General features: G+C 58.8%; 25 protein-coding genes. 11 read left to right on the top strand and 14 right to left on the bottom strand.

Annotated elements, in window-relative coordinates; all coding sequences use genetic code 11:
* On the top strand, positions 1-240 hold a 240-nt coding region (locus HF921_RS07490), incomplete at its 5' end, for a DedA family protein (protein WP_404813115.1).
* On the opposite strand, the gene HF921_RS07485 is transcribed toward HF921_RS07490, so the two are convergent.
* From HF921_RS07485 to HF921_RS07455, 7 genes are all read right to left on the bottom strand, one after another.
* Entirely contained in the window at positions 158-982 is an 825-nt protein-coding gene (locus HF921_RS07485) for a gamma-glutamyl-gamma-aminobutyrate hydrolase family protein (protein ID WP_226834390.1), read from the bottom strand. The genes HF921_RS07490 and HF921_RS07485 overlap by 83 nt on opposite strands.
* On the bottom strand, positions 975-1,847 hold the full coding sequence (aguB, locus tag HF921_RS07480; RefSeq protein WP_215893601.1) for an N-carbamoylputrescine amidase: 873 nt from the start codon (positions 1,845-1,847) through the stop codon (positions 975-977). Before aguB ends, HF921_RS07485 begins: the two co-directional genes overlap by 8 nt.
* Before the next feature lie 103 nt (positions 1,848-1,950).
* Entirely contained in the window at positions 1,951-2,316 is a 366-nt protein-coding gene (locus tag HF921_RS07475) for a FeoC-like transcriptional regulator (RefSeq protein ID WP_215893600.1), read from the bottom strand.
* The gene (gene feoB / locus HF921_RS07470; RefSeq protein ID WP_064220065.1) at positions 2,313-4,664 is read right to left on the bottom strand and encodes a Fe(2+) transporter permease subunit FeoB; all 2,352 of its coding nucleotides are present in this window, start codon (positions 4,662-4,664) and stop codon (positions 2,313-2,315) included. Before feoB ends, HF921_RS07475 begins: the two co-directional genes overlap by 4 nt.
* A 10-nt stretch (positions 4,665-4,674) precedes the next feature.
* Positions 4,675-4,929, bottom strand: coding sequence for a FeoA family protein (locus tag HF921_RS07465; RefSeq protein ID WP_064220066.1), 255 nt, complete (start codon positions 4,927-4,929; stop codon positions 4,675-4,677).
* 17 nt (positions 4,930-4,946) lie between these two features.
* On the bottom strand, positions 4,947-6,203 hold the full coding sequence (locus tag HF921_RS07460; RefSeq protein WP_064220067.1) for a carbohydrate porin: 1,257 nt from the start codon (positions 6,201-6,203) through the stop codon (positions 4,947-4,949).
* Positions 6,204-6,320: 117 nt separating this feature from the next.
* Positions 6,321-6,827, bottom strand: coding sequence for a thioredoxin fold domain-containing protein (locus HF921_RS07455; protein ID WP_319025480.1), 507 nt, complete (start codon positions 6,825-6,827; stop codon positions 6,321-6,323).
* Positions 6,828-7,665: 838 nt separating this feature from the next.
* Between HF921_RS07455 and HF921_RS07450 the strand changes: the two genes are divergently transcribed.
* The gene (locus tag HF921_RS07450; RefSeq protein WP_226834389.1) at positions 7,666-8,484 is read left to right on the top strand and encodes a C40 family peptidase; all 819 of its coding nucleotides are present in this window, start codon (positions 7,666-7,668) and stop codon (positions 8,482-8,484) included.
* Positions 8,485-8,592: 108 nt separating this feature from the next.
* Here the strand turns inward: HF921_RS07450 and HF921_RS07445 are convergent, their stop codons facing one another.
* From HF921_RS07445 to HF921_RS07435, 3 genes are all read right to left on the bottom strand, one after another.
* Positions 8,593-8,814, bottom strand: a complete 222-nt coding sequence (locus tag HF921_RS07445) for a hypothetical protein (RefSeq protein ID WP_064220070.1) — start codon at positions 8,812-8,814, stop codon at positions 8,593-8,595.
* A gap of 12 nt (positions 8,815-8,826) precedes the next feature.
* On the bottom strand, positions 8,827-9,021 hold the full coding sequence (locus HF921_RS07440; protein WP_064220071.1) for a hypothetical protein: 195 nt from the start codon (positions 9,019-9,021) through the stop codon (positions 8,827-8,829).
* A gap of 108 nt (positions 9,022-9,129) precedes the next feature.
* Entirely contained in the window at positions 9,130-9,489 is a 360-nt protein-coding gene (locus HF921_RS07435; RefSeq protein ID WP_064220072.1) for a hypothetical protein, read from the bottom strand.
* Positions 9,490-9,554: 65 nt separating this feature from the next.
* Between HF921_RS07435 and HF921_RS07430 the strand changes: the two genes are divergently transcribed.
* Genes HF921_RS07430 through HF921_RS07410 form a run of 5 tightly spaced genes read left to right on the top strand, consistent with a single transcriptional unit; the run spans position 9,555 to position 14,718 of the window.
* On the top strand, positions 9,555-11,483 hold the full coding sequence (locus HF921_RS07430; RefSeq protein ID WP_226817469.1) for an ATP-dependent DNA helicase: 1,929 nt from the start codon (positions 9,555-9,557) through the stop codon (positions 11,481-11,483).
* Positions 11,483-12,157, top strand: a complete 675-nt coding sequence (gene tsaB / locus HF921_RS07425; RefSeq protein WP_215849150.1) for a tRNA (adenosine(37)-N6)-threonylcarbamoyltransferase complex dimerization subunit type 1 TsaB — start codon at positions 11,483-11,485, stop codon at positions 12,155-12,157. The genes HF921_RS07430 and tsaB overlap by 1 nt, the downstream gene beginning before the upstream one ends.
* Positions 12,154-12,624: a ribosomal protein S18-alanine N-acetyltransferase gene (gene rimI / locus HF921_RS07420; protein WP_064220074.1), complete on the top strand. Its 471-nt coding sequence runs from the start codon at positions 12,154-12,156 to the stop codon at positions 12,622-12,624. The genes tsaB and rimI overlap by 4 nt, the downstream gene beginning before the upstream one ends.
* Before the next feature lie 6 nt (positions 12,625-12,630).
* Complete coding sequence (locus HF921_RS07415) at positions 12,631-14,250, top strand: peptide chain release factor 3 (protein ID WP_064220075.1); 1,620 nt, start codon at positions 12,631-12,633, stop codon at positions 14,248-14,250.
* Between the two features lie 24 nt (positions 14,251-14,274).
* Positions 14,275-14,718 (top strand): SEL1-like repeat protein, encoded by a 444-nt coding sequence (locus tag HF921_RS07410; protein WP_064220076.1) that lies wholly within the window; start codon positions 14,275-14,277, stop codon positions 14,716-14,718.
* A gap of 115 nt (positions 14,719-14,833) precedes the next feature.
* Here the strand turns inward: HF921_RS07410 and HF921_RS07405 are convergent, their stop codons facing one another.
* The 4 genes from HF921_RS07405 to HF921_RS07390 are packed head-to-tail and all read right to left on the bottom strand — an operon-like array spanning position 14,834 to position 19,030.
* Complete coding sequence (locus HF921_RS07405; protein WP_215893599.1) at positions 14,834-16,345, bottom strand: YifB family Mg chelatase-like AAA ATPase; 1,512 nt, start codon at positions 16,343-16,345, stop codon at positions 14,834-14,836.
* A 3-nt stretch (positions 16,346-16,348) separates the two neighbouring features.
* On the bottom strand, positions 16,349-16,612 hold the full coding sequence (locus tag HF921_RS07400; protein WP_064220078.1) for an accessory factor UbiK family protein: 264 nt from the start codon (positions 16,610-16,612) through the stop codon (positions 16,349-16,351).
* A gap of 11 nt (positions 16,613-16,623) precedes the next feature.
* Positions 16,624-17,811, bottom strand: coding sequence for an FAD-dependent monooxygenase (locus HF921_RS07395; protein WP_064220079.1), 1,188 nt, complete (start codon positions 17,809-17,811; stop codon positions 16,624-16,626).
* Positions 17,801-19,030, bottom strand: a complete 1,230-nt coding sequence (locus tag HF921_RS07390) for an FAD-dependent monooxygenase (protein WP_064220080.1) — start codon at positions 19,028-19,030, stop codon at positions 17,801-17,803. The genes HF921_RS07395 and HF921_RS07390 overlap by 11 nt, the downstream gene beginning before the upstream one ends.
* A gap of 129 nt (positions 19,031-19,159) precedes the next feature.
* Here HF921_RS07390 and HF921_RS07385 point away from each other — a divergent pair, with 129 nt between their 5' ends.
* The 4 genes from HF921_RS07385 to HF921_RS07370 all read left to right on the top strand — a co-directional run.
* Positions 19,160-19,975: a TatD family hydrolase gene (locus tag HF921_RS07385; RefSeq protein WP_226834388.1), complete on the top strand. Its 816-nt coding sequence runs from the start codon at positions 19,160-19,162 to the stop codon at positions 19,973-19,975.
* Positions 19,975-20,721: a tRNA threonylcarbamoyladenosine dehydratase gene (locus tag HF921_RS07380; RefSeq protein WP_064220082.1), complete on the top strand. Its 747-nt coding sequence runs from the start codon at positions 19,975-19,977 to the stop codon at positions 20,719-20,721. Before HF921_RS07385 ends, HF921_RS07380 begins: the two co-directional genes overlap by 1 nt.
* Before the next feature lie 107 nt (positions 20,722-20,828).
* The gene (locus HF921_RS07375; protein WP_064220083.1) at positions 20,829-21,221 is read left to right on the top strand and encodes an SCP2 sterol-binding domain-containing protein; all 393 of its coding nucleotides are present in this window, start codon (positions 20,829-20,831) and stop codon (positions 21,219-21,221) included.
* Positions 21,222-21,323: 102 nt separating this feature from the next.
* A partial coding sequence (locus HF921_RS07370) for a phosphate/phosphite/phosphonate ABC transporter substrate-binding protein (protein WP_264318189.1) occupies positions 21,324-21,726 on the top strand: 403 nt, incomplete at its 3' end.

Genomic DNA, 21,726 nt, shown 5'->3' with positions numbered 1-21,726 from the left:
CCTTTTGTGGCAGGTATTGCCACCATGCCGTATCGTCGCTTCTTTGGCTTCAATCTGCTGGGCGCTTTCCTGTGGGTGGGGGGCTTGCTGGGTGCCGGTTATTTCCTCGGGCGTTTTCCCTGGGTCAAAAGTCACCTGAATATAGTGATCGTCGCCATCATTGTGATTTCGCTGGTTCCCGCGGCGCTGGCTTGGCTGCAACAGCGTTTGCAGCCTTCCGAGCATCCTTCCTCCCGCTAGGCCTTTTTGTCTCGCCGTGTGCTGTTGCGCGTGCCATGCGCCGGGTAGCGCGCTGTACCAGCCAGTTAAACAGGGCCTGCTGGTGCGGGTCACCGGCGGCTGTATGTTCCGGGTGCCATTGGACGGCGAAGATGTCCGGATTGCCGGGCATATCCACTGCTTCAATGATGCCATCCTCGGCAATAGCGTTGATGCGTAGTGTGGGGGCCATATTCGCGATGGCCTGGTGATGCCAGGAGGATATCTCCAGAGTATCTCGCCCGACGATGCCCCCCAGCAACGTGTCCGGCAAGACAATGACCTCATGCATGATGGGATTATGTTCAGCATTGCGGTGGCAGATGCGGGTGCCAATACTTTTGGGCAGGTCCTGGAGAAGGTCGCCGCCCAATGCGACATTAATAATTTGCAGGCCGCGGCAAATGCCGAGCATCGGGATACGCCGGGCGATGGCCTCTTGCGCCAAAGCAATCTCAGCGGTGTCGCGGTCTGGGTGCACGGCATGGATGCTGTCGTCGCATGCTGCGCCATAAAAATCGGGAGAGATGTCGCCGCCGCCAGTGAGCACCAAGGCATCACAGCGCGATAAAATGATGCGGGCTTCGGGGCACTGGGGTAGGAAGACGATGGGTAACCCGCCCGCCCGACAGACGGCGGCGGCATACTGCGGGGCGAGAGAAAAGGCTTTGCCGTTGTGCTCGTATGCGCTCAGAGCGATGACGGGAGGCTGCGGGTCACTCATGGCGCGGACTCCCGTCCAGGGTCAGGATAGGCGCATAGAGTTCAGGACGGCGATCACGGAAGAGGCCCCACTCCAGCCGCTGTGCGGCGAGGGCTTGCAGATCGAGATCGGCGTAGAGGATGGTCTCCTCCTGCTCGGCGTGGACTATAAGCGCGCCGGTAGCATCGCTGATGAAAGATCCGCCATAGAAGGTGATCTCGCTTTCCTGGCCGATTTCTCGGCCCACCCGGTTGGCAGCCACCACGGGGACCAGATTGGCAGCAGCGTGGCCCTGCATAACTCTGGTCCAGTGCCCGCGGCTGTTGATTTCCGGAGCCTGGGGTTCAGAGCCGATGGCGGTTGGATAGAACAGGATTTCTGCGCCTTGCAGCGCCATCACCCGCGCCGCTTCCGGGAACCATTGGTCCCAGCAGATGGCGACGCCGAGGCGTCCGTAACGGCTGTCAAACACACGGAATCCCGTATCACCCGGACTGAAATAGAATTTTTCCTGATAACCGGGGCCATCCGGAATATGTGCCTTGCGGTAGAGCCCCAGATCACTACCGTCGGCGTCAAAAACCACAAGACTGTTGAAGAAGGCGTTATTGGCGCGCTCAAAAAAGCTGACCGGGAGCACGACCTCGCGCTCCCGCGCCAGCTTTTGCATGGCGAGCAGGGCGGGGTGGCTCTCGCGGGGCTGCGCCAGGGTCAGGAAGTCGGGGTTCTGATCTTTGCAGAAGTATGGTGTGCTGAAAAGTTCCTGGAGGAGAATGATCTGGGCACCCGCGTCCGCCGCCGAGGTTGCTTGGCGCAGCGCCTTGGCGATATTGTCGGTCTCGTCTTCCCCTACGGCCATCTGAATGGCTGCTACTTTTACCCGCATCTACCACCTCGTTCGCCATGGTCGATCAAACACCGCTCTGAGTGTCTTTAAGATAACATAATCGAGCGCAACAGCCAGTTGAGAGCATGCGGTCTAATGGGAGTTATAAAGGGCTACCCTCCTTAATACGATTAAGCTGCACGACATCTGTAATGTTTCTATCCACATGTGGCAGCGGAGCAAGCGATACGATAGCTATCGCTGCTTTTCCTGCGTTGTCGCGCCAGCGGTAGGCCTGAATGGGGGCCGCGGGGGTACTGCTGCAACTGCCGCACCCGCCTGAATCGCAACGGGTGCCACAGTTTTTAGGGGCTCCGACCAGTACCAGCTCTGCCGCGCCTCGGCGCTGCCAGTAGGTCAGCATATCCTCGGCCAGCCTGACAGAAAGTCTTAATTCGGCTGCGATCTGGCTGGCGCTGGCCATACCCTGTCTCTGCAGTAGCTCCCGAACCGCGAACAAAGGTTTCATGCTGACGCCGCCTTCTGGTTCAGAGAGGGCTTCGCTAAGGTGGCCGCGCGTTGCCCATAAAGCCGCAGACCAATGACCAGCAAGGCAAAAGATGCCAGTACCCCTATGATCCATGCTCCAGAGGATCCCGGATGTTTGGCGAAGGTGCCCGTTTGGTAAATCAGCGTGCTCGCTCCCCAGGCCAGGCTGGAGCCATACAGCAGGGAGAAGATCATCCAACCCCAGCCGACCTCCCGGCGGAGCGCGCCCATGGTGCTGGCGCAGGGCACGTAAAGCAGCACAAAAACCAGGTAAGCAAATGCCGAAAGGGCGGTGAAGCTGGTCGCGATCGCCTGGAGGGTGACGCTTTCCGCCCCCGAGGCCTGTTGGGTGGAGGCGGTGGATTCCATGGCGGACAGGCCCAAAGGATCGTCCAGCGTGGTAATAAAGGTAATGGTATTGGTGGGGATTGTCTTGAGCGCGCCCCAGAGTTGCCCGGCAATGTCGGGATCGCGGTAGGTTGCCATCAGGTCGGCTGCATTCTGCCGCTGATAAACACCATTCAGCGTGCCGATCACGATCTCCTTGGCGGCGGCCCCTGCGATCAGCCCGGAAATGGCTGGCCAGTTTCCTTGCTGAATCCCCATGGGCGCAAAAATCGGCACCAGCGCACGGCTGCCTTGGGCGAGCAGGGAATGGTCAATGTCGGTACTGCGCAGCCCGTGATCTGTCCAGCCTATGCCTGGGAGAATGAAGAGCACCACGCCGATGACCGCAATCACCCGGCCTACCCGGAAGGTGAACACCTTCAGGCGTTGCCAACTCTGCAACACCACGCTCCGGATGCCGGGCAGGCGATAGGGCGGTAGTTCCATGACAAAGGGCAGCGCCTCACCGCGCAAGGCGGTTTTCCCGAGCAGCCAGGCCGTTAGCAGGGCGACGATGATACCCAGCACATAGAGGGCGAAGACCACCTGTCCACCATTGCTGCGAAAGAACACCACGGCAAAGGCCATATAAATGGTCAGGCGTGCGGAGCAGGACATGAAGGGTTGTATCAACACGGTCAGGATACGTCCGCGCGGATCTTCGATGATGCGTGATCCCATGATGGCGGGTACATTACAGCCGAAACCGATCACCATGGGAACAAGCGCGTTGCCGGGCAGCCCCAGACGACGCATTAGACGATCCATGGCATAGGCGGCGCGGGCCATGTAACCCGAATCGTCGAGCAAGGCCAGAAAGACGAAAGTCAGGCCAACGGGGGGAATGAAGGAAATCACGAGATTCAGTCCGCCGCCAACGCCCCCGGCAACGAGAGCGATCAGCCAGGTGGGTAGTCCCGTCTCCAGCAGCACATGGCCGACCCCGTGAATCAGGAGCGCAGCGGAGGCTTGATCGAAGAAATCTAAAAAGATATTGCCGCCGCTGAAACTGACGACGAAGATCAGATAGAGCACCAGCAAAAAAACGGGAATACCGAACCAGTCATTCAGTACCACATGATCCAGCAGGTCGGTGATCCGCTGGCGCATTCCAGTATATCCGTTACGATGCAGCGCCGTGGCGGCCATTTCCTGCGCCCAGCCGAAACGTTGGTCCATGATCAGATCGGCAGGAGTTTCAGCGCTGCCATCCTCCACCTCCGCGATGATTTGTCGCAGGGTATGTTCCATCCCGGAGTCGGCGGGTTCGGCGCTGCCTTCGAGCAGGCGCAAGGCGTCGAAGCGCCGGCGTACGGGATTGCTGTCCGGCAGCAAGGCGGTCAGGACACCCAATGCCCGTTCTATCAACAGGCCATGGGGAGGCGGAGTACCGTGGGGTGCTTGCCTAAGTGCCTGCGTCAGGCTGTCCAACAGGTTACCGCGTCCCTTGCCCCTGCGGGCGACCATGGATACCACCGGTAGACCTAACGCTGCGGAGAGCTCAGTCGTGAGCACTCCCAGTCCCTGGGCCTCGGCCTCATCAACCATGTTCACTACCAGAACCATCGGGCGACCTGTTTCCAGCAATTCGGCAGTCAGGGTCAGATGCCGCTCGAGATTGGAGGCGTCGACAATGTTGACGATTAGATCGACCGGTCCGTCGAGCAGGTAATCGCGCGCCACGGCTTGATCCTCGCCGCCTCCCCCCAGCAGGCTGTACACACCCGGCAGGTCCACCACGGAGACCTTGCGCCCGTCCAGGCTCATGCTGCCGCTGCGTCGCTCCACGGTAACGCCTGGCCAGTTGCCTACCTGCTGATGGGTGCCAGTCAGCAGGTTGAACAGAGTGGTTTTACCGCAGTTCGGATTGCCTGCCAGGGCAATGATCGGTAGTCCCGCTGTGGCTTGAGTTTTCTGGTTTTCTTCGTGACATGCGCTCATGCCTGTTCTCCTATATTCCGGGAATCGGCCCCCGGCAAAACTCCACCTCAATACGCTGGATGACGCCCCAGCCCAGTGCAAGGCGTGCTCCACCCACCTGCAATACCGCACCGCGCTTGCCCGGACCATGGACCACGCGGATATCGGTGCCTCGGCGGATGCCGAGCATGCGCATGCGTTGCTGCATGCCTCTGCCGCCGAGGACATCGCGTACTCTGGCGCTGTCGCCCAGTTTAAGGTCTCCCACGAACAGGGATGGATTCACTGGCTCGACCTCCGCATTCAGAAAAATTCCACATGCAAACGCACCATACCGACGGTCGCATCAGGAAAATAGCCGTTGGGATGCTGTATATATTGCAGATCAGGCTGCAGATTGAGGTGCCCAGTGAGTTTCGCGACGTAGGTAAGTTCGTAAGCCGTCTCGGCATTGCGGATGGCTGTGGTTTCCCTGCCAAGGCTCTCTGCCGCTGGATTGGGACGCAGCCAAGTACGCGCCATACCGATGGACAGGCTGTCATCCGGGCGACTGGCGAAGGGATGGCCCAGGCGTAGACCCAGTCCCAGATACCAGGGGACTGGATTGATGTCCTGTGGCGCAGCACCCATCTGAACAAAGGCCCCCAGCCGACGTTCTCCCGGCAGGCTCCAGTTCCCTTCGGCGATGGCATAGACGCCCGAAGTTGTGGGGGAGAGCCCGTAGCGGCCCGGGTCGGACAGCTGGTAATGCCAGGCACCTGCTTTAAGGATGTACTGACCATAGTTGTCGCTGCTGTCCTCAAGGTCGTCTTCCGCTTCTTTGCCCCAGTGCAGACCGCCTTCCCACAAGGCCATGTAGCCGCGTTCAAAGGCAGAGACCTGATGCTGAGGATCACCTTGAAACAGTGCGACTTTGCTACTCAGGTGCTCGCCATGGATACCCGCCAGAAGCCCCAGGCCTGGGTAAGGATAGGTGGCGGTACCAGGGACGTTGACGGTCATGGTCGGTGCCATGCCAAAGGAGCTGTTGATGAGTTGCAAGGCGTTGGCGGTGACATCGAAGTAATAGTTCACATCCATGTAACCGACACGGGTATTGAGCCAGTCCGTCCAGTGCTGACGGAAGGCGGCGTCGTAAAAACGGACCGCGTCGGGTGCCCAGATGTTACTGGCCGTCTGGATGTCGCCACTATAGTTCTGCTGAATGGCGCTGTTGTAAATGCCCATCAGGGAGAGGGTGAATTTACCGCCTTTCCACAGACCCGCCTTTCCGGTGTCATATCCGGCGCCTATCTGCCCGACGATATTGCCCGCGCTGCCCTGCTTGATGCCGCCGGAAAAATTGGTGGAAACCTCGCTATCAAGGTGCCCGGCCCAGGAGAGACCATCGGCAATATAGTTGTAAGTGGGCAAATATTTGGGCGAAATACCGGAGATGTTCAGGATCGGTCCATTTCCGGGGGATGCGGGCTCATCCACCGCCCAGGCATCGGAGGCGGATCCGAGGATGTTGGCGCAGAAGAGGAGAAGCACAGTAGTGGGGCGGGAAAGCAAAGGCACGGGCCACCGTTTAATTAATAATAAGAATGATTCGCAATATTATATAAATGGGTGTGCCTGTCAACAAGTTTTGATTCTCGCCGTTGATCTACATCTTAACTCCTTGACTGAGAGGTCTCAGCGAATCTCCTTCAAAACCGCAGGCAAATCCGTCTTGTCTGGGGTGCCTTTAATAATTTTCACGGTGTTATCGCGGCGTGTATAAATCAAGGTGGGGACGATTTTTTGCCCGGTAGCCTTAAGAATCCCCATGTTTGAGTGGAGCGCGTTGGTGCTGGCTGCATTGGGCAGGATTTCGGCAATAGCGCCGTGATGGCTTGTCTTATCAAAGCCGCTTTCGTTTTTTTGCATGGCGGCTAGTGGGTTTTTAGCCTCTAGTATTGCGGCCGCTTTCCCGAAACTGGAGGGGGCGAGGTATCCCACCGGCACATAGCGAACCGTCAGTTGATCCGGATGGATGTGTGGTTGCAGTTCATCATAGAGGGCATGGCAGTAGGGACAGTTAGGATCAAAGATGACATAGAGGATGTGCGGACCATGTCCCTGAGCGACCCAGTGGGCATGCTCCAGCCGTTGGAGGAGCGGTACAGCGTCTCGTACTGTGCCATTTGGGGCAGCCGCCACCAGAGGGGGCACCAGGAAGAGCAAGAGGGCAAGGAAGCCAGGCAAGAGGGCAGATCGGAACCGGAGTCCATCTCTGGAGCGCATCAAGGTTTTGCCGGTAGGTATTCGCCCCCACCTTTTCACTGTCGAAGTGTGCATCGGTTTCCTCTCCATGACGATCATTCCCAAGCTTTATAAGCAATTGTCGGGCCAGTAGCTATAAGAGCTGGCTCCATATCATGTTATAACTAGCGATGGGGTCTTGCCTCGAGCATGGATACGACCTATAGTCCCAAACATGGACTATGGAGCATCGATTTTGCTAATGGCTGATTTTCGACTCGATTTGGGAGGGAGCTATCGTGCGGGCGTCCGCCCGCACGATACTCTGAGTCGTTGCCGTGCCTCCACGTCCAGTATGCATATCGAGCCGAACTTGTTCGGCTTTTTTATTGTGGGCAAGGGGGTAGCCTCGAAGTTTCTCTGTCTTTAATGAGAGACGGTAATGGCGCTGCATAATCAGCCGGATGGCATATTATGCAGCGGCGATTCCCAAGTGATTCGGGAGATTTAAGGAATGCAGAAGAAGCATCGCTGGCGGATTGCTGTGGCGGTATTGACGTTTCTAGGTGGGATCAGTGTGTGTCAGGCGGCGCCGCACGCGGCAGGCCACAAGGCTTTGCATCGGATCAGTCACCATACCCGCGCGGGGTTCCACGATAAGAGCGCCGCAAGAAACCCGAAAGCAGTCCAAATGCAGTTCATGCGTAACAAGAGGCTGATGCCTGCCAGGCAGGCGAAAAAGATGGTTTTTCGACCTGTCCAGAGGACGGTATCGCGAGCTTCAAAAAACGATTATATGGCGTTGACACCGACGGCGTTGCGCTTGATGCACCTCGCGCCTGTCGAGTTTGCCGGAGTGGGTGCGGCGCCGCGGCACGTTGCGACTTATGACTTTAAAGTGCAATCCTTTCCTACGGTCGATGTGGAGCAGGTAACGAACCCTGCTTTTGTCGATCATTCGCTGACGCCGGTCAAGACAGGTATGGTGACGAATGACGCGTCGGTGGATGCGGTAACCGTTACATCAGCACCAGAGCAGTCTCATTTGCGACTCGCTTTGGCGATGTTGGCCAGCCATGCCTATCATTGGGCACGCCACCCCTTGCAGGCCTTGGAAAGCAGTGGCAATGCCGCTGTCGGGCCACAAGCGGTAGCCGAACTGGCCAATGATATCGCGCAAGAAGGGCAGGATGCGGAGATGGACAGCCACTCTGGTGGCCATTCTTGGCTATCACCTCGTTCGATGGTGGTTGCCGCACTCAAATTTATTGGTGCGCCCTATCGCTGGGGTGGTATGAGTCCATCCTCTGGGTTCGATTGCAGTGGCTTTGTTAAATACATATTAGCGAAGTTTGATATTCAGGTGCCGCGTACCTCTTATGCCCAGGCATCTGAGTTGCGGAAAGTTTCCCTGGTCAATCTGAAACCTGGCGATCTGGTGTTTTTTGACACGTTGCATCGACCTTATTCCCATGTCGGGATTTACATTGGTCACCAGCACTTTGTCAGTGCCCAGACCTCGCGTACGGGTGTTCAGGTGGCAAGTCTGAAGGACCCTTATTGGGCGGCGCGTTTTGACGGTGCGCGGAGCTTGCCGGTATCCAACGCTTCCTGATGACTCAGTAAATGTTTGCCCGTCATCGCCAAAAACCCCGCGCCCTGTTTTAGCCCACAGGGTCTTACGATGCGCGCAAACACGGCTGGCCGCGATGCACATGAGTGCTTAGGCGTTCTGCTCCATATCATCCGGTGTCTTCCACTCGTAACGATCAGATGCCTGACTCTGCACAACCGTGAAGCCCTCTTTCTGGAGCAGCTCGGCCAGTGCCACCGCCCCTGGGCCGGCCGCTTTTTGGTTCTCCAGGATGTTTCTGGCGATTTGCGCCGCCTCGTGGACAGTCAGAACAACATCTACGCTCTGCTCCTTCTCTTCGAGAATTTGCATGGATGCCTTCCTTTAGTCAAAAACATGGGGTGGTTGTTCGAAGTGATCATCTGTTCGGTAGTCCTGCTCGGCCAGTAGGTAGACAATATCCAAGGTATTCTTGGCAAAGCTTTCGGCATTTCTCACTATGGGTTCGGCTATTTTAGCAAGATCCTTTTTGTCGAAGCGGATGGTGATACTCTGCTCGTCCTTATGGATGACTTCCATCGTGCTCTCCTCCTGAAGTCAACAGGCAGTGCGCTCTGTCGATGAATGATCGCGCTTGTCTATAATGCGTTTCTATGGCGCATACAAATGTGATCCATTTTTAGAGGTTTAGTTCAGTCTGGGTGCCTTGTCAAAGGGCGTTGCCGTCTGGCCGGGCGCCGGACTCTGGTCCATGCGGGCGAGCAGACGCAAGCCGCCGAGGACGCCGAGGATGCGCGCGTGTACCGTGTCCTCCCAGCCATCCTGGGGCAGGGGCCAGTATTTGCATTTGGTATGCGCCGCGCGAGGGATGTCTGGCGCAGTGTGGCAATCGAGGGCGATAAGGAGATCAGGCCAGGCATGGTCGGTTTCATCCGCCCTCGCTTCCAGCCAGTCCGCGCCCAAGGCTTCCGCCAACGCGGCGGCATAGCGGGCCTTTGCCGAATCAGTCGGATGCCAGAATAGGATGCGTGCGCGCCGCTTATACATGAAATGCCCTCTTTACCAGGAAATTGTGTAAAAATAGCAGGACCGATGATAAAACGGGAGCGGAAATGGTGTCGGGAGTGATCGGGGAGGGAGAGGACTGGTCCGTGCTGTTGGGGCAAGGGGGGGCGTTGGCCCAGGTGCTGCCGCAGTTCCGGGCACGGGAGCAGCAACAGGCCATGGCCGCGCAGGTGGCCCATACGTTGCGCGACGGCGGTGTCGCCTTGATCGAGGCGGGGACAGGGACGGGCAAAACTTTCGCTTATCTCCTGCCGGCCATGCTTTCCGGGCGCAAAGTACTGGTTTCTACGGGTAGCAAGGCCTTGCAGGACCAAATTCTGGAAAAGGATTTTCCGTTGCTGCTGCGGACTACCGGAAAGCCGCTGCGGGTCAGCCGCCTCAAAGGGCGGGCTAATTATCTCTGTCGGCATCGTTTGCAACGCTTCAGTGCCGAGGGCGTAGCGCCCGCTCTTGCTGCGCCTTTGGCGCGGGTTGCGGACTGGGCTGGACAGACCCGGGAAGGGGACGTTGGCGAACTGACTTCGGTACCCGAGGATTCGCCGGTCTGGCCCTTGGTGACCTCGACCCGGGACAACTGCCTCGGCAGCGATTGCCCAGAGTATGGGCGCTGTCACGTCATAGAGGCGCGACGGCAGGCGCAGGAGGCGGATATTTTGGTGGTGAATCATCACCTGCTCTTCTCCGATCTGGCATTGAAGGCGAACGGCATGGGGGACTTATTGCCGCGGGTCGAAGCGATGGTGCTGGATGAGGCACATCAAGTGCTGGAGCTGGCCAGCCGTTATTTCGGCCAGCAACTGAGCAGTCATCAGCTCTGGGACTGGGCCCGGGACAGCCGTACCGAGACTCTGACCGAAGCGGGGGATGATGAATGCTTGCTGGCGGCGGCGGCACAGGTGGAAACTCTTACTACCGCGTGGCGAACCGCATTGGGTCCCGGTGAGGAGCGCGGGTCTTGGACTTTGCAAACGGATAAAATGCAAAGCGTTGCCTTCGCCCGTTTGCGTCAGGCTGTGGCGGAGCTGAGCCAGGCCCTGACTGCGGCCGCAACACGTGGCAAGGGCTTGGAGCAATGTGCGGCACGCGGCGCAGCTTTGCTGGCGACGGTCGATTTTTTTACGGCGCACAATACCCCGAACATGGTGTTCTGGCAGGAAAAGAAGACACGTACGGTGCAGCTCCATGCCACCCCGCTGGATGTCTCAGCCTCCTTGCAGAGGCATTTGCTGGAGCCGGTGGAAAGCGTGATTCTGACCAGCGCGACTTTGCGGGTCGGTGGCAGTTTCGCCAGCACTGAGCGGGCCCTGGGCTTGACGGGTGCAAGCACCTTTACCGCCGCCTCACCTTTTGATTACGCCCGGCAGTCCTTGCTGTATATGCCACCGGCGATGCCGGAGCCTAATCATCCCACGTACACCCACGCCTGTCTGGAAGCGGCGGTCCCGATCATTGAAGCCAGCGGGGGACGGACTTTTTTTCTTTTTACCAGTCACCGCGCCTTACAAGAAGCGGCGGCGGCCTTGCCCCAGAGGTTGTCCTTTCCCATCCTGGTGCAGGGGAGCATGCCCCGGCCCCGCCTTCTGGACCGTTTTCGCAGTTTGGGTAATGCAGTACTGTTGGGTGCCGCGAGTTTCTGGGAGGGAGTGGATGTGCAGGGTGAAGCGCTCTCCTGTGTCATTATCGACAAGTTGCCCTTCGCAAATCCCGCGGACCCGATTCTGCGGGCCCGCACGGAGCAGTGTCAGGCAGCGGGCGGCGAGCCTTTCCGGGAATTGCAGATTCCGCAGGCGGTCATTGCCCTGCGCCAGGGGGTTGGGCGGCTGATTCGCTCCGAGGCGGATCGCGGAGTGCTCATGCTCTGTGATCCACGCTTGCGCACGAAGGGCTACGGACGGATATTTCTCGATAGTCTGCCGCCCATGCAGCGTGTTTCCGATCTCGATGCAATCCAGGCCTTCTGGCGGGGAAAAGCCTGATGGACGCGCGCCGTTTCCTGGCCATGGATACAGCTACCGAGGCCTGCTCGGTGGCTGTCAGTACGGCAGATGGGGTGCAGGAAGAGTTTGTCGTGGCGGCTAATGGTCACAGTCAGTTGTTGTTACCCATGATTAAACGGGTGCTGGATCGTGCTGGCATCACCCTCGCCGATATAGAGGCCATCGCTTGCGGCGTAGGTCCGGGTGGCTTCACCGGGGTGCGCATCGGTGTCAGCACCACGCAGGCGTTGGCCATGGCCCGAGGGTTGCCTGTCTACCCCGTCTCCAGTTTGCAGGCACTGGCTGCGACGGTGCCGCAGCCACAGATGCTGGCGGCGCTTGATGCGCGCAGGGGTGAAGTTTACGCCGGGGTGTTCTGTCAGGATGCGCAGGGGATCCCGCAGTTGCAAGGTACGGAAAAAGTCTGTGTACCCGATGCCGTGGATTGGCCTGCTGCTGGTCAGTGGTGGGGGTTGGGCACTGGCTGGCAAGCCTATCATGCCTGCTGGCAGGGCGCTGGCATACTCGGTTGGAGCGGTGACAGTTTGCCGCGGGCCGAGGCCGTATTGCGCCTTGCCCAGGTGCGCTACCAGGCAGGAGATTGCGGCATTTCCCCAATATCGCTGGAGCCGCACTATATCCGTCCTTCTCTGCCGGAGGAGCAACAAAAATGAATCTGCGCGCCATGCAGGCCGATGATCTGGATGCGGTGGCGGCGCTGGAGTCGCATATTTCGCCGGGACCTTGGACGCGGAACATTTTCCGCGATTGCATGCAGGCGGGCTATGATGCCTGGATTATGGAGGATGACGCCGGTGTGTTGGTGGCCTTTGGGGTCTTGTCCACGGGTGCGGCCGAGGCGCATGTCCTTAACCTCGGTGTGGCGCCTAGCTTGCGTCGACGCGGTTTCGGGCGACACATGCTGCAACATCTTCTCTGTCGGGCCAGCCAACTGGGTGCGCAAAGGGCCTTTCTCGAAGTGCGGGTGTCCAATACCGGTGCGCAGGATCTGTATCGTTCCCAGGGTTTCCATGAAATCGGGGTGCGTTTGAATTATTATCGCAATGAAGAGGGTCGGGAAGATGCGCTGGTCTTGTCCTTGTCGCTCCTGCCGTCCGTAAATCAACTCAAAGAAGGTTAATCTTTTATGTCGTTATCCCCTGTTGCCGCGGCCCCGGCTGACGCGTTTGTTGACGCAATTCAGCGTCGCCGCACCTTTGCCATCATCTCCCATCCTGATGCCGGTAAGACGACGCTTACCGAAAAACTCCTGCTCTTCGGGGGCGCGATTCAGTTGGCAGGGACGGTCAAAGCGCGCAAAAGCAATCGTCACGCCACCAGCGACTGGATGGCCATTGAAAAGAGTCGCGGCATTTCTGTCGCCAGTTCGGTGATGCAGTTTGAATATGCCGAGCATGTCATCAACTTGCTGGACACGCCGGGTCATCAGGATTTCTCCGAAGATACTTACCGGGTACTGACAGCGGTGGATTCGGCGTTGATGGTGATCGACGGGGGCAATGGCGTTGAGGCACAGACCATCAAACTGCTGGAGGTCTGCCGTTTGCGCGATACCCCTATCATCACCTTCATGAACAAATTCGATCGCGAAAGCCGCGATCCCACCGAATTACTGGATGAAGTGGAGTCGGTGCTGGGTATTCAGTGTGCGCCGGTAACCTGGCCCATCGGCATGGGTAAGCGTTTTCGCGGGGTGTATCACCTGTTACGCGATGAGGTGTTGGTTTTCGCCGCTGGTGGGGAAAACCGGGAGCAGACGGTGGAGCGGATTGCCGGGATCAATAACCCGGAGCTGGACCGGCGCTTTCCCGAAGAGATGTCTGAATTGCGGGAACAGGTAGAATTGCTGCGTGGTGCCTCCCATCCTTTTTCTCTGGAGGGTTTTCTGGAAGGACAGCAAACGCCGGTGTTTTTTGGCTCGGCCATTAATAACTTCGGGGTGCGGGAATTGCTGGGGGCCCTTATCGACTGGGCGCCTTCACCTCGCCCCCGTCCCACCACGGGGCGGACGGTGCGGCCTGAAGAAGAGGCTTTCAGCGGTTTTGTGTTCAAGATTCAGGCCAATATGGATCCTCAGCATCGCGATCGGGTGGCCTTTCTCCGGGTCTGTTCCGGGCACTTTCAGCGGGGCATGAAGATCAAACATTTGCGCCTGGGTCGGGATATTCAGGTGCATAATCCCATCACTTTTCTCGCCCAGGAGCGGGAACTGGTGGAAGAGGCCTTCGCTGGCGACATCATCGGCCTGCATAATCATGGCAGCATTCAGATTGGCGATAGTTTCAGTCAGGGTGAGGCCTTGCAGTTCACCGGAATTCCCTACTTTGCGCCGGAGCTGTTTCGACGGGTGCGTCTGCGTAACCCCCTCAAGGTCAAGCAACTGCAAAAGGGGCTGCAACAACTGGCGGAGGAGGGCGCCACCCAGGTCTTCAAACCACTGCAAGGCGGGGATATGATCCTGGGTGCGGTGGGCGTACTGCAATTTGATGTGGTAGCGGAACGGCTGAAAACCGAATATGCCGTCGACGCGATTTTTGATCCGGCGGCGGTGCAGGCGGCGCGCTGGATTCAGTGTGATGATCCCAAAATACTCGCCGAATTTACCCGCAAGCATGGAGAACAGCTCGCCGAAGATGCGGGAAATCGTCTTGCCTATCTGGCGCCTTCCCGCGTTAATCTTGATCTTACTATGGAGCGCTGGCCACAGGTGGTGTTCCACGCTACTCGGGAGCATGCGGGAAGCTGATCCAAAGCGAAGGAGGAAGAAGTCATGCTTCGATGCGTGATATTTATGCTGATTGGCGGCCTGTGGCCTTTCGCGGCGCTGGCGCAGGATCTGGAATCTCTGCGCAATCGGGCCGAACAGGACCCAGCTGCGCTGGCGCGGTTGCAGCAGGCAGCATCAGCGCGGGATGCCAAGGCCGCCTTCTACCTCGGCACCCTCTATTCGCCCCTGATCACCCGCCAGGAACATACCGTCGTCAAAGGCTGGCCGCAAACTTTGCACTGGTACCGTCAGGCGGCTCGCCTCGGATGCGCCCGGGCGGATTTTGACCTGGGTCTGGTTTATGAAAAGGGCCTGGGCGTCGCCAAAAATACGCAACGCGCCGCAATGTATTTTTCCCAGATGGCGACCATAGCCCGTATGGAGACGGCTTTGCCCTCTTCGGCAGGCTCTGCGCTTGGGCAGCACATGACTGTCCATAAGGACTAGGGCGGGGCCGCGGCCGTCATAGCCGCTGATACAACTTGCAGCGGCTATGGTATGGCCGATGGGGCTCAGGCCCAGAGGGGGGAATTCATCGCGGTTCCATGCAGATCCATAAAAATTACCGTGCCAGTGTCTGTGCCAGACGTCGATACTGGATGGCTTCTGCCAGATGCTGGCTACTGATCGGATCACTCCCTTCCAGATCCGCGATACTGCGGGCAACACGCAGCACGCGATGGTAAGCGCGTGCGGAAAGATGCAGGGTTTCGCTGGCGCGGCTGAGCAGGCGGGTGCCCACCGCATCCAGGGCGCAAAACTGCGCCAGCAGTTCGCCCTGAAGTTGTGCGTTGCGCCCCTGCTGGCGCTGCCACTGGCGATCAACGGCCTGAGCTATGCGTTCGCGCCAGTAGGCAGAACTTTCGCCCTGTGCCGCCTCTTGTAAGGCGCTCACCGGTAGGGCGGGCACTTCCATCTGGATGTCGATGCGATCCAGCAGTGGGCCAGAGAGTCGGTTGCGGTATTGGCTGACCTGCGCCGGGGTACAGCGGCACATCTGCTGCGGATCACCGAGATGGCCGCAGGGACAGGGATTCATTGCCGCGACCAACTGAAAACGGGCCGGAAAAGTGGCTCGCCGCGCCGCTCTGGCGATATGGATTTCTCCGGACTCCAGCGGTTCCCGCAGTACTTCCAATACCGCGCGGGGGAACTCGGGCATTTCGTCCAGGAAAAGAATACCGTGGTGCGCCAAACTGATTTCGCCGGGACGCGGGTGCGAACCCCCGCCCACCAGTGCCGCTGAAGAGGCACTATGGTGGGGGCTACGGAACGGGCGTCTACCCCAATGGCGAATATCAAAGCCGTTTCCTTGCAGGCTGTGGATGGCTGCCACTTCCAGCGCCTCGCTGCGGCGTAGAGGGGGCAGTAGGCCGGGCAGTCGCGCCGCCAGCATGCTTTTGCCGGTGCCTGGTGGCCCCGACAGGAGCAGGTGATGGCCGCCTACCGCTGCGACAATCAGCGCCCGCTTGGCCGTTTCCTGACCGTGTACGTCACGCAGATCGGGGTAGGGAATGGCGGATTCCTGGGCCTCGGCATCGGAGATGACCTCGGGCAGACGATCCGTGCCGCGTAGGTGGGCGACGGCTTCGGCCAGATTCGCGCAGGCAAAGACGGGGGTGCTTTGAGCAAAAGCGGCTTCCTGGGCATTGCCTTGCGGCACCAGAATGGCACGATGGGCTTGTCCCGCTGCCAGGGTGCTGGAGAGCGTGCCCGTTACCGGACGCAGGCTGCCGTCCAGCGCCAGTTCGCCAATCATCTCCAGTCGTTTCAGTGCGGCTGCAGGCAGCTGTCCGCTGGCGGCGAGAATACCGATGGCCATGGGTAGATCGAAGCGACCACCTTCTTTGGGCAGGTCGGCGGGGGCCAGATTGACGACCATACGCCGCGCCGGGAACTCAAAGCCACTGTTCTGAATAGCCGAGCGCACCCGGTCACGGGCTTCCTTGACCGCCGTTTCGGCGAGACCGACGACGGCAAAGGTAGGCAGTCCGGGACCCAGATCGCATTCCACGGTGACGTCCGCCGCCTGCACTCCGGTAAGGGCGCGGCTATGGACTAGCGCCAGCGGCAACGCTCAGCCCTTGCTGGCGTCTTCGTCTACAGTGGCCTTGGGTGCCAGGGCGTCGACGCGATCTTCCAACATGGCGACCCGCGCGGCGAGGCGGGAGAGCAGTTCCTGCTGCACATCAAATTCATCGCGAGTGACGAGATCCAGACGATCCAGAGCGTTGGAGAGCATGGCGCGCGCCTGCTTGTCTACATCTTCCTTGACCGTCCCTAAACGGGCGATGGTGTCGCCAATGGCGGCGGCGATATCATCAGCAATACGGTGTTGCATCTACAATCTCCTTAAAGGCCCATGGCCTGACGGATGAGAAAACGTTTGACCGGAGCGATCATCCCCGTCCCCAACATCCCCAAGTCGCGCAGCCGGGCGAGACCGCGGCTGCGGTTGGAGAAAAGATGACTGAGGGCGCCGCAAGTCAGTACGGTGACGAGATTATCAGGCCGCCGCGCACTTTGATAGCGACGCAGTACGGCGGCTGTGCCCCAATCCTCATGATGTCGGCGGGCTGTGGTGATGACCTTTATCAGTTGTTCAGCATCACGAAATCCCAGATTCACCCCCAGGCCCGCCAGCGGATGGACGCCGTGGGCGGTATCTCCCAGCAACACGCTGCGTTCCCCGACGTAACGGCTGCTGTGCAGGGCCGCGAGCGGATAACTGCTGCGTCGTCCGATGTGTTGGAAATGTCCCAGTTGCGGCCCAAAGGCCTGGTACAGTTCGTGGAGAAAACGGGTGTCATCCAGGGCCATCAGGTGTCGCGCACGGGCATGTTTTGCACTCCAGACGATGGAGGCACGGGCTTTGCCGTCGGCATCATCGCTGAAGGGCAGCACCGCGAGCGGACCGGTGGAGAGGAAGCGCTGATAGGCGATGTGGCGATGGGATTTTTCGATCCAGACCGTGGCGGTAATGGCATCCTGCCCATAATCTTCCCGGAAAACCGGTGCCTGAATGAGCGCTTTGCGCAACGGCGACTGCCGGCCCTCTGCAATGGCCAGCAGGGTGCCGTGGAACTCCGTCCCCGCGGCATCGGCGACGTACATGGTTCTGCTATCGGCAAAGGCGCTGGTGACTTCCCGTCCGTAATGAATGTGTAACCCGGCGCCTTCCAGCGCAGCGTGCAGGGCTTGTTCCAGACGACGATTCTCGACAATGTGCCCGAGCCGGTCTTCTCCACTTTCTTCGGCGTCCAGATGAATGCTGCCCGAACCTTCCCCATCCCAGACCCGCATGCGTTCCACGGCACTGCCCAGCAGCGCGGGATCAATGCCCAGGCTGGCCAGAAAACGTCCGGACCCGGTGGCGATTAAACTGGCGCGATCAAGGGGGTCCGCCGCCGCGCATGCCGCGTTGCTGCGTTTTTCGAACACAGCAACGCGCAACCCCGCCTGTTGGGCGGCCAGGGCGAGGCTGGCACCGACCATGCCGGCGCCGGAAATGATGAGATCGTAGTTGGCACTATCCGACATAGGTTCCGCCCATAGCCAAATCCGGGACGGCGCTTTGCGCCGGGAGATGAATGCCAGCCAGCCGCGCCGCGAGTTCCCGCTTCCCCAGCGGTATCTGATCCAGGAGCGCCAGAGCCGCGGCCCGTGCCAGGCGTAGCGGCAGACGCGGGCTGCTGAACAGGCGGTTCATCGTTTCGGTAAAGGCGATGGTTTCCAAGCGATCGCGGCGACGGATGCGGACATAGTCGCTGAGTAGTGATTTGCCCCCCGGATCGTCACCGCGCTGCGCCGCTTCCCGCAGCAGGGCACCCAGAGTCAGCGCATCCCGCAATCCCAGGTTGTAACCTTGTCCAGCCAAAGGATGCAGGGTCTGTGCGGCATTACCCACCAAGGCCAAACGCTGACCAGGCTCGCCCCAGAGCCGCTGGAAAAACAGGGGATAGACACTACGCGGGCCAGTCACGACGAGTGGTGGCAATTGCGGCGGTCTCTGACGGTTCAGGGCCTCTATAAATTCTGCGTCAGAAAAGTCCAGTACGCGGCTGGCATCGCCGGGGCGCAGGCTCCAGACAATGGAGAACTGGTTGTTGCCGATGGGTAGGAAAGCCAGCGGTCCGCTCTCCAGAAAATGCTCGAAGGCAATGCCGGACAGGGGTTGCCGCGGGCTCACTGTGGCGATGATGGCATGGCGGTTATGATCCCAGCCCATGCGTCGTAGGCTTGCCAGCCGTGCCAGTTCGCCATGGCCGCCATCGGCAATCACCGTCAGCGCTGTCTCGACCCGCAAATCAGGCCAGTCCAGTTGCACCCGATCCGGAAACCATTGCAGGGCCTGCAATGGTCCCGGTGATTCCTGCTGAAGGGTGTGACAACGCGCCAGCGGCACGGCCAGGGCATCATTCAGGGTCTCCAGACCAGCGACTTCACCCAGTCTTTGCTCTGGTGCATTCAGCAGGCTATGTTCCAGGCGCACCTGCCCACGGATGCCTTGCTGGGTAATCTGCACGGTCTGGATAGCGGCGGCATCGGCCAGCGGCATGGCTACCCCCAGGCGGCTGAGCAGGCGACGGCTACCCAAGGCCAGCGCGACAGTGCGCTCTGTCAGCCGCGGTCGTGCCTGCGCCAGGGGATATGTATCCAGCAGCAACACGCGCAGCGGGCTGCCCGCCAGTGCGAGAACCAGACTGCGCGCCACTGGGCCATTACCCAAAATGGCCAGATCTGCCGTCATCGTACGCATAATTTCTCCAGCGCGGTCTCCATATCCGGTCATTTAAGACCAAGATGCCCTTTGCAGCAAGTGCTGAATCTGTCAGTCCGGCACGAAGTGCATGTTTACCCCGGAGTTTTGTCACCGTAAAATCAGCAGATGTCTTTTCTTGCTTCTGGCGCCGAAAATGTCGCAGATCTGCCGGTGCGTGATCTGATAGACAGCCATTGTCACCTGGATGATGCCGCCTTCGACGATGATCGTGATGCGGTTCTACGCCGTGCAGAGATGGTGGGTGTCTGTAAAATCATCGTCCCCGCTTATACCCCGAAGTATTGGAACCGGCTCAAAGAAACCTGCCGTCATCACCCTGGACTGTATCCGGCCTATGGTGTGCATCCCCTCTATCTGGATGATCGGGATGATCGATGGGAAGCGACCTTGACTACCCTCCTGACGCAAGCAGTCGCGCTGGGAGAAATCGGGCTCGATGCTGGCGATGGAACTCCTGACGCTGCCCGCCAGCGATCCGCTTTCACGACTCAACTCGCCATGGCGCGGCAATTGGGACTGCCGGTCATTCTCCATGCCCGACGGAGCCTGGAAGAGGTAATCCTGACCTTGCGCCGCTTTCCTGGTTTGCGCGGTGTGCTACACAGTTTCTCTGGTAGTCTCGTACAAGCAAACCGATTGATAGATATGGGATTTTTGTTGGGGCTGGGGGGCGCGCTCACCCACCCGCGCGCCCAGCGTCTGCGGGCGACGGCGGCCATACTCCCCGCGGAATCTCTGCTGGCAGAGACGGATGCCCCGTGGCAAACACCCCATGCGCATCCCGGCACCCGCAATGAACCGGCGTATCTCAGCGAAATTATCGCCAGTCTGGCACAGTTGCGGCATACTCCGACTCAGGAGATCGCGCAGGTCACTGCCCAAAACGCCCTTACCTTATTTCATCTTCAGGACGCGCCATAATGCCTCATCCTTTTGCCCGCACCGAGATTCTCCTGGGTGCACCTGCTGTCGCGACCCTGCGTGATCGCCATGTGCTCATTGCCGGCGTTGGTGGGGTCGGAGGCTATGTCGCGGAAAACCTTGCCCGTGCCGGAGTGGGGCACATCACCCTTGTCGACCACGATGTGGTCAGCATTTCCAACATCAATCGTCAACTCGTCGCCCTGCATTCCACGTTGGATCAGCCCAAGGTGGCGGTGATGGCCGCGCGGATTCGCGATATTCATCCCGATTGCGTGCTTGAAACCCGCCAGGAGTTTATTAATGCTGATAATGCCCAAGCCCTGCTGATGGGCAGCGGTGCTGAAGTGGTTGCGGATTGCATTGATGCCATCGCCTGCAAAGCGGTCCTTATCCAGACGTCGCAGGCCCTGAATTTGCCCGTCTTTTCCAGCATGGGGGCGGGCAACCGTATTGACCCCCGCCGGGTTCGCGTCGCGAGGCTCAATCAAACGGAAAAATGTCCGTTGGCCCGTGAATTGCGCGCCCTGCTGCGCAAGAATGGCGCGTCCCTGGACGTGCAAACCGTCTTTTCCGATGAATCACCGCGCCGGGCCTCCCCTCCGGAAGAAGTGTCCGCGCCGGGTGGGCGGGCCAAAACGGTTAATGGCACCATTTCCTTTATGCCCGCGCTCTTTGGAGTGTTATTGTCCGGTATTATCCTCCAGCATTTGTTAGCGACTGGCGAAAATCGCAATAGCGCCTAATTAAAGTAAAGTGGAAGCTGGCACAAAATTGGCATATAACAATATATTAAAATGCCCTGCTTTTGTGGGGCCTGATAAGCAAGTTATTGAGGGCGAGGGCGCTAATTATGGCAGAAAAATTTATGAGTACGGAGTGGATTCGTCTGGTGGGTAAGCAGTGGGATACGCATCAGGAAATCCAGAAGGATCTGAAAAACTTCAATGCCACCTGGGAGTATTACATTGAAGATCGCCCGGATATCCCTCATGTTATGCTGTTCTGCAAGGCGGGGAAGATCATCTACGCCGGACCTTCCGACGGGCGGCACCGCGATTTCATCATGTGGACGAACCTGGACCACTGGAAGAAAATCCTGTCCGGAGAGATCAGCGGAAAGTCGGCGTTGATGACTCGGCGACTCAAATTCAAGGGATCCATGATGACGGCGATGAAATACATGACGCCATTTAATATTCACCTCAATATTCTCGGCGAGATACCGGTGGATTTTAATATTTGAGGGCTATGAAATATGCCTACATCCAACACAGCGGGGGAATCCATCCTGCATTTTACGGTGGATCCTAATTATTCCGGAAAAAATCTTCCGGGGTGGTTCTTGATGAATACCTATCTGCAACGCCACCTCGGGCAGGCGATGCGTTTTCAATCTTATGATGGTTTTGATGCCTGTCGTGCAGCGGTTCTCGCCAATCAATATGACCTGGTCTATGCAAACCCGTTCGACTGGGTACAATATGCTCAGAAATTGGATTTTGTGCCTATTGCCAAGCCTCGTAACCATTTTGATGAGGTGTATTTATGCACTTCGGTGGCCACCCAGATACAAGAGATTGCTGATTTGCCGGCGCGCATCCGCGTCGCTTCAGCTCATCCCGCCACGCTGATTCATATGGTAGGGTTGTTTCTGCTGGATAAAGCAGATATTGACCGGGCCCGTCTCGAATTTGTATTCACCGGCAGCTATCAGGGCGTACTGAAAGCTATCTTGCAGGGGCGGGTCG

Source organism: Acidithiobacillus ferriphilus (genome assembly GCF_018854775.1).
Lineage (GTDB): Bacteria > Pseudomonadota > Gammaproteobacteria > Acidithiobacillales > Acidithiobacillaceae > Acidithiobacillus > Acidithiobacillus ferriphilus.
Note: the sequence above shows the minus strand (reverse complement) of the source record. Positions and strands in the feature narration are given on the sequence as shown.

Excerpts from the sequence above, each read along its gene's own strand:
- HF921_RS07485 (WP_226834390.1), bottom strand. The coding sequence starts at position 982 with ATGAGTGACCCGCAGCCTCCCGTCATCGCTCTGAGCGCATACGAGCAC.
- aguB (WP_215893601.1), bottom strand. The coding sequence starts at position 1,847 with ATGCGGGTAAAAGTAGCAGCCATTCAGATGGCCGTAGGGGAAGACGAG.
- HF921_RS07475 (WP_215893600.1), bottom strand. The coding sequence starts at position 2,316 with ATGAAACCTTTGTTCGCGGTTCGGGAGCTACTGCAGAGACAGGGTATG.
- feoB (WP_064220065.1), bottom strand. The coding sequence starts at position 4,664 with ATGAGCGCATGTCACGAAGAAAACCAGAAAACTCAAGCCACAGCGGGA.
- HF921_RS07450 (WP_226834389.1), top strand. The coding sequence starts at position 7,666 with ATGGCGTTGACACCGACGGCGTTGCGCTTGATGCACCTCGCGCCTGTC.
- HF921_RS07445 (WP_064220070.1), bottom strand. The coding sequence starts at position 8,814 with ATGCAAATTCTCGAAGAGAAGGAGCAGAGCGTAGATGTTGTTCTGACT.
- HF921_RS07440 (WP_064220071.1), bottom strand. The coding sequence starts at position 9,021 with ATGGAAGTCATCCATAAGGACGAGCAGAGTATCACCATCCGCTTCGAC.
- HF921_RS07435 (WP_064220072.1), bottom strand. The coding sequence starts at position 9,489 with ATGTATAAGCGGCGCGCACGCATCCTATTCTGGCATCCGACTGATTCG.
- HF921_RS07430 (WP_226817469.1), top strand. The coding sequence starts at position 9,555 with ATGGTGTCGGGAGTGATCGGGGAGGGAGAGGACTGGTCCGTGCTGTTG.
- tsaB (WP_215849150.1), top strand. The coding sequence starts at position 11,483 with ATGGACGCGCGCCGTTTCCTGGCCATGGATACAGCTACCGAGGCCTGC.
- rimI (WP_064220074.1), top strand. The coding sequence starts at position 12,154 with ATGAATCTGCGCGCCATGCAGGCCGATGATCTGGATGCGGTGGCGGCG.
- HF921_RS07415 (WP_064220075.1), top strand. The coding sequence starts at position 12,631 with ATGTCGTTATCCCCTGTTGCCGCGGCCCCGGCTGACGCGTTTGTTGAC.
- HF921_RS07410 (WP_064220076.1), top strand. The coding sequence starts at position 14,275 with ATGCTTCGATGCGTGATATTTATGCTGATTGGCGGCCTGTGGCCTTTC.
- HF921_RS07400 (WP_064220078.1), bottom strand. The coding sequence starts at position 16,612 with ATGCAACACCGTATTGCTGATGATATCGCCGCCGCCATTGGCGACACC.
- HF921_RS07395 (WP_064220079.1), bottom strand. The coding sequence starts at position 17,811 with ATGTCGGATAGTGCCAACTACGATCTCATCATTTCCGGCGCCGGCATG.
- HF921_RS07390 (WP_064220080.1), bottom strand. The coding sequence starts at position 19,030 with ATGCGTACGATGACGGCAGATCTGGCCATTTTGGGTAATGGCCCAGTG.
- HF921_RS07385 (WP_226834388.1), top strand. The coding sequence starts at position 19,160 with ATGTCTTTTCTTGCTTCTGGCGCCGAAAATGTCGCAGATCTGCCGGTG.
- HF921_RS07380 (WP_064220082.1), top strand. The coding sequence starts at position 19,975 with ATGCCTCATCCTTTTGCCCGCACCGAGATTCTCCTGGGTGCACCTGCT.
- HF921_RS07375 (WP_064220083.1), top strand. The coding sequence starts at position 20,829 with ATGGCAGAAAAATTTATGAGTACGGAGTGGATTCGTCTGGTGGGTAAG.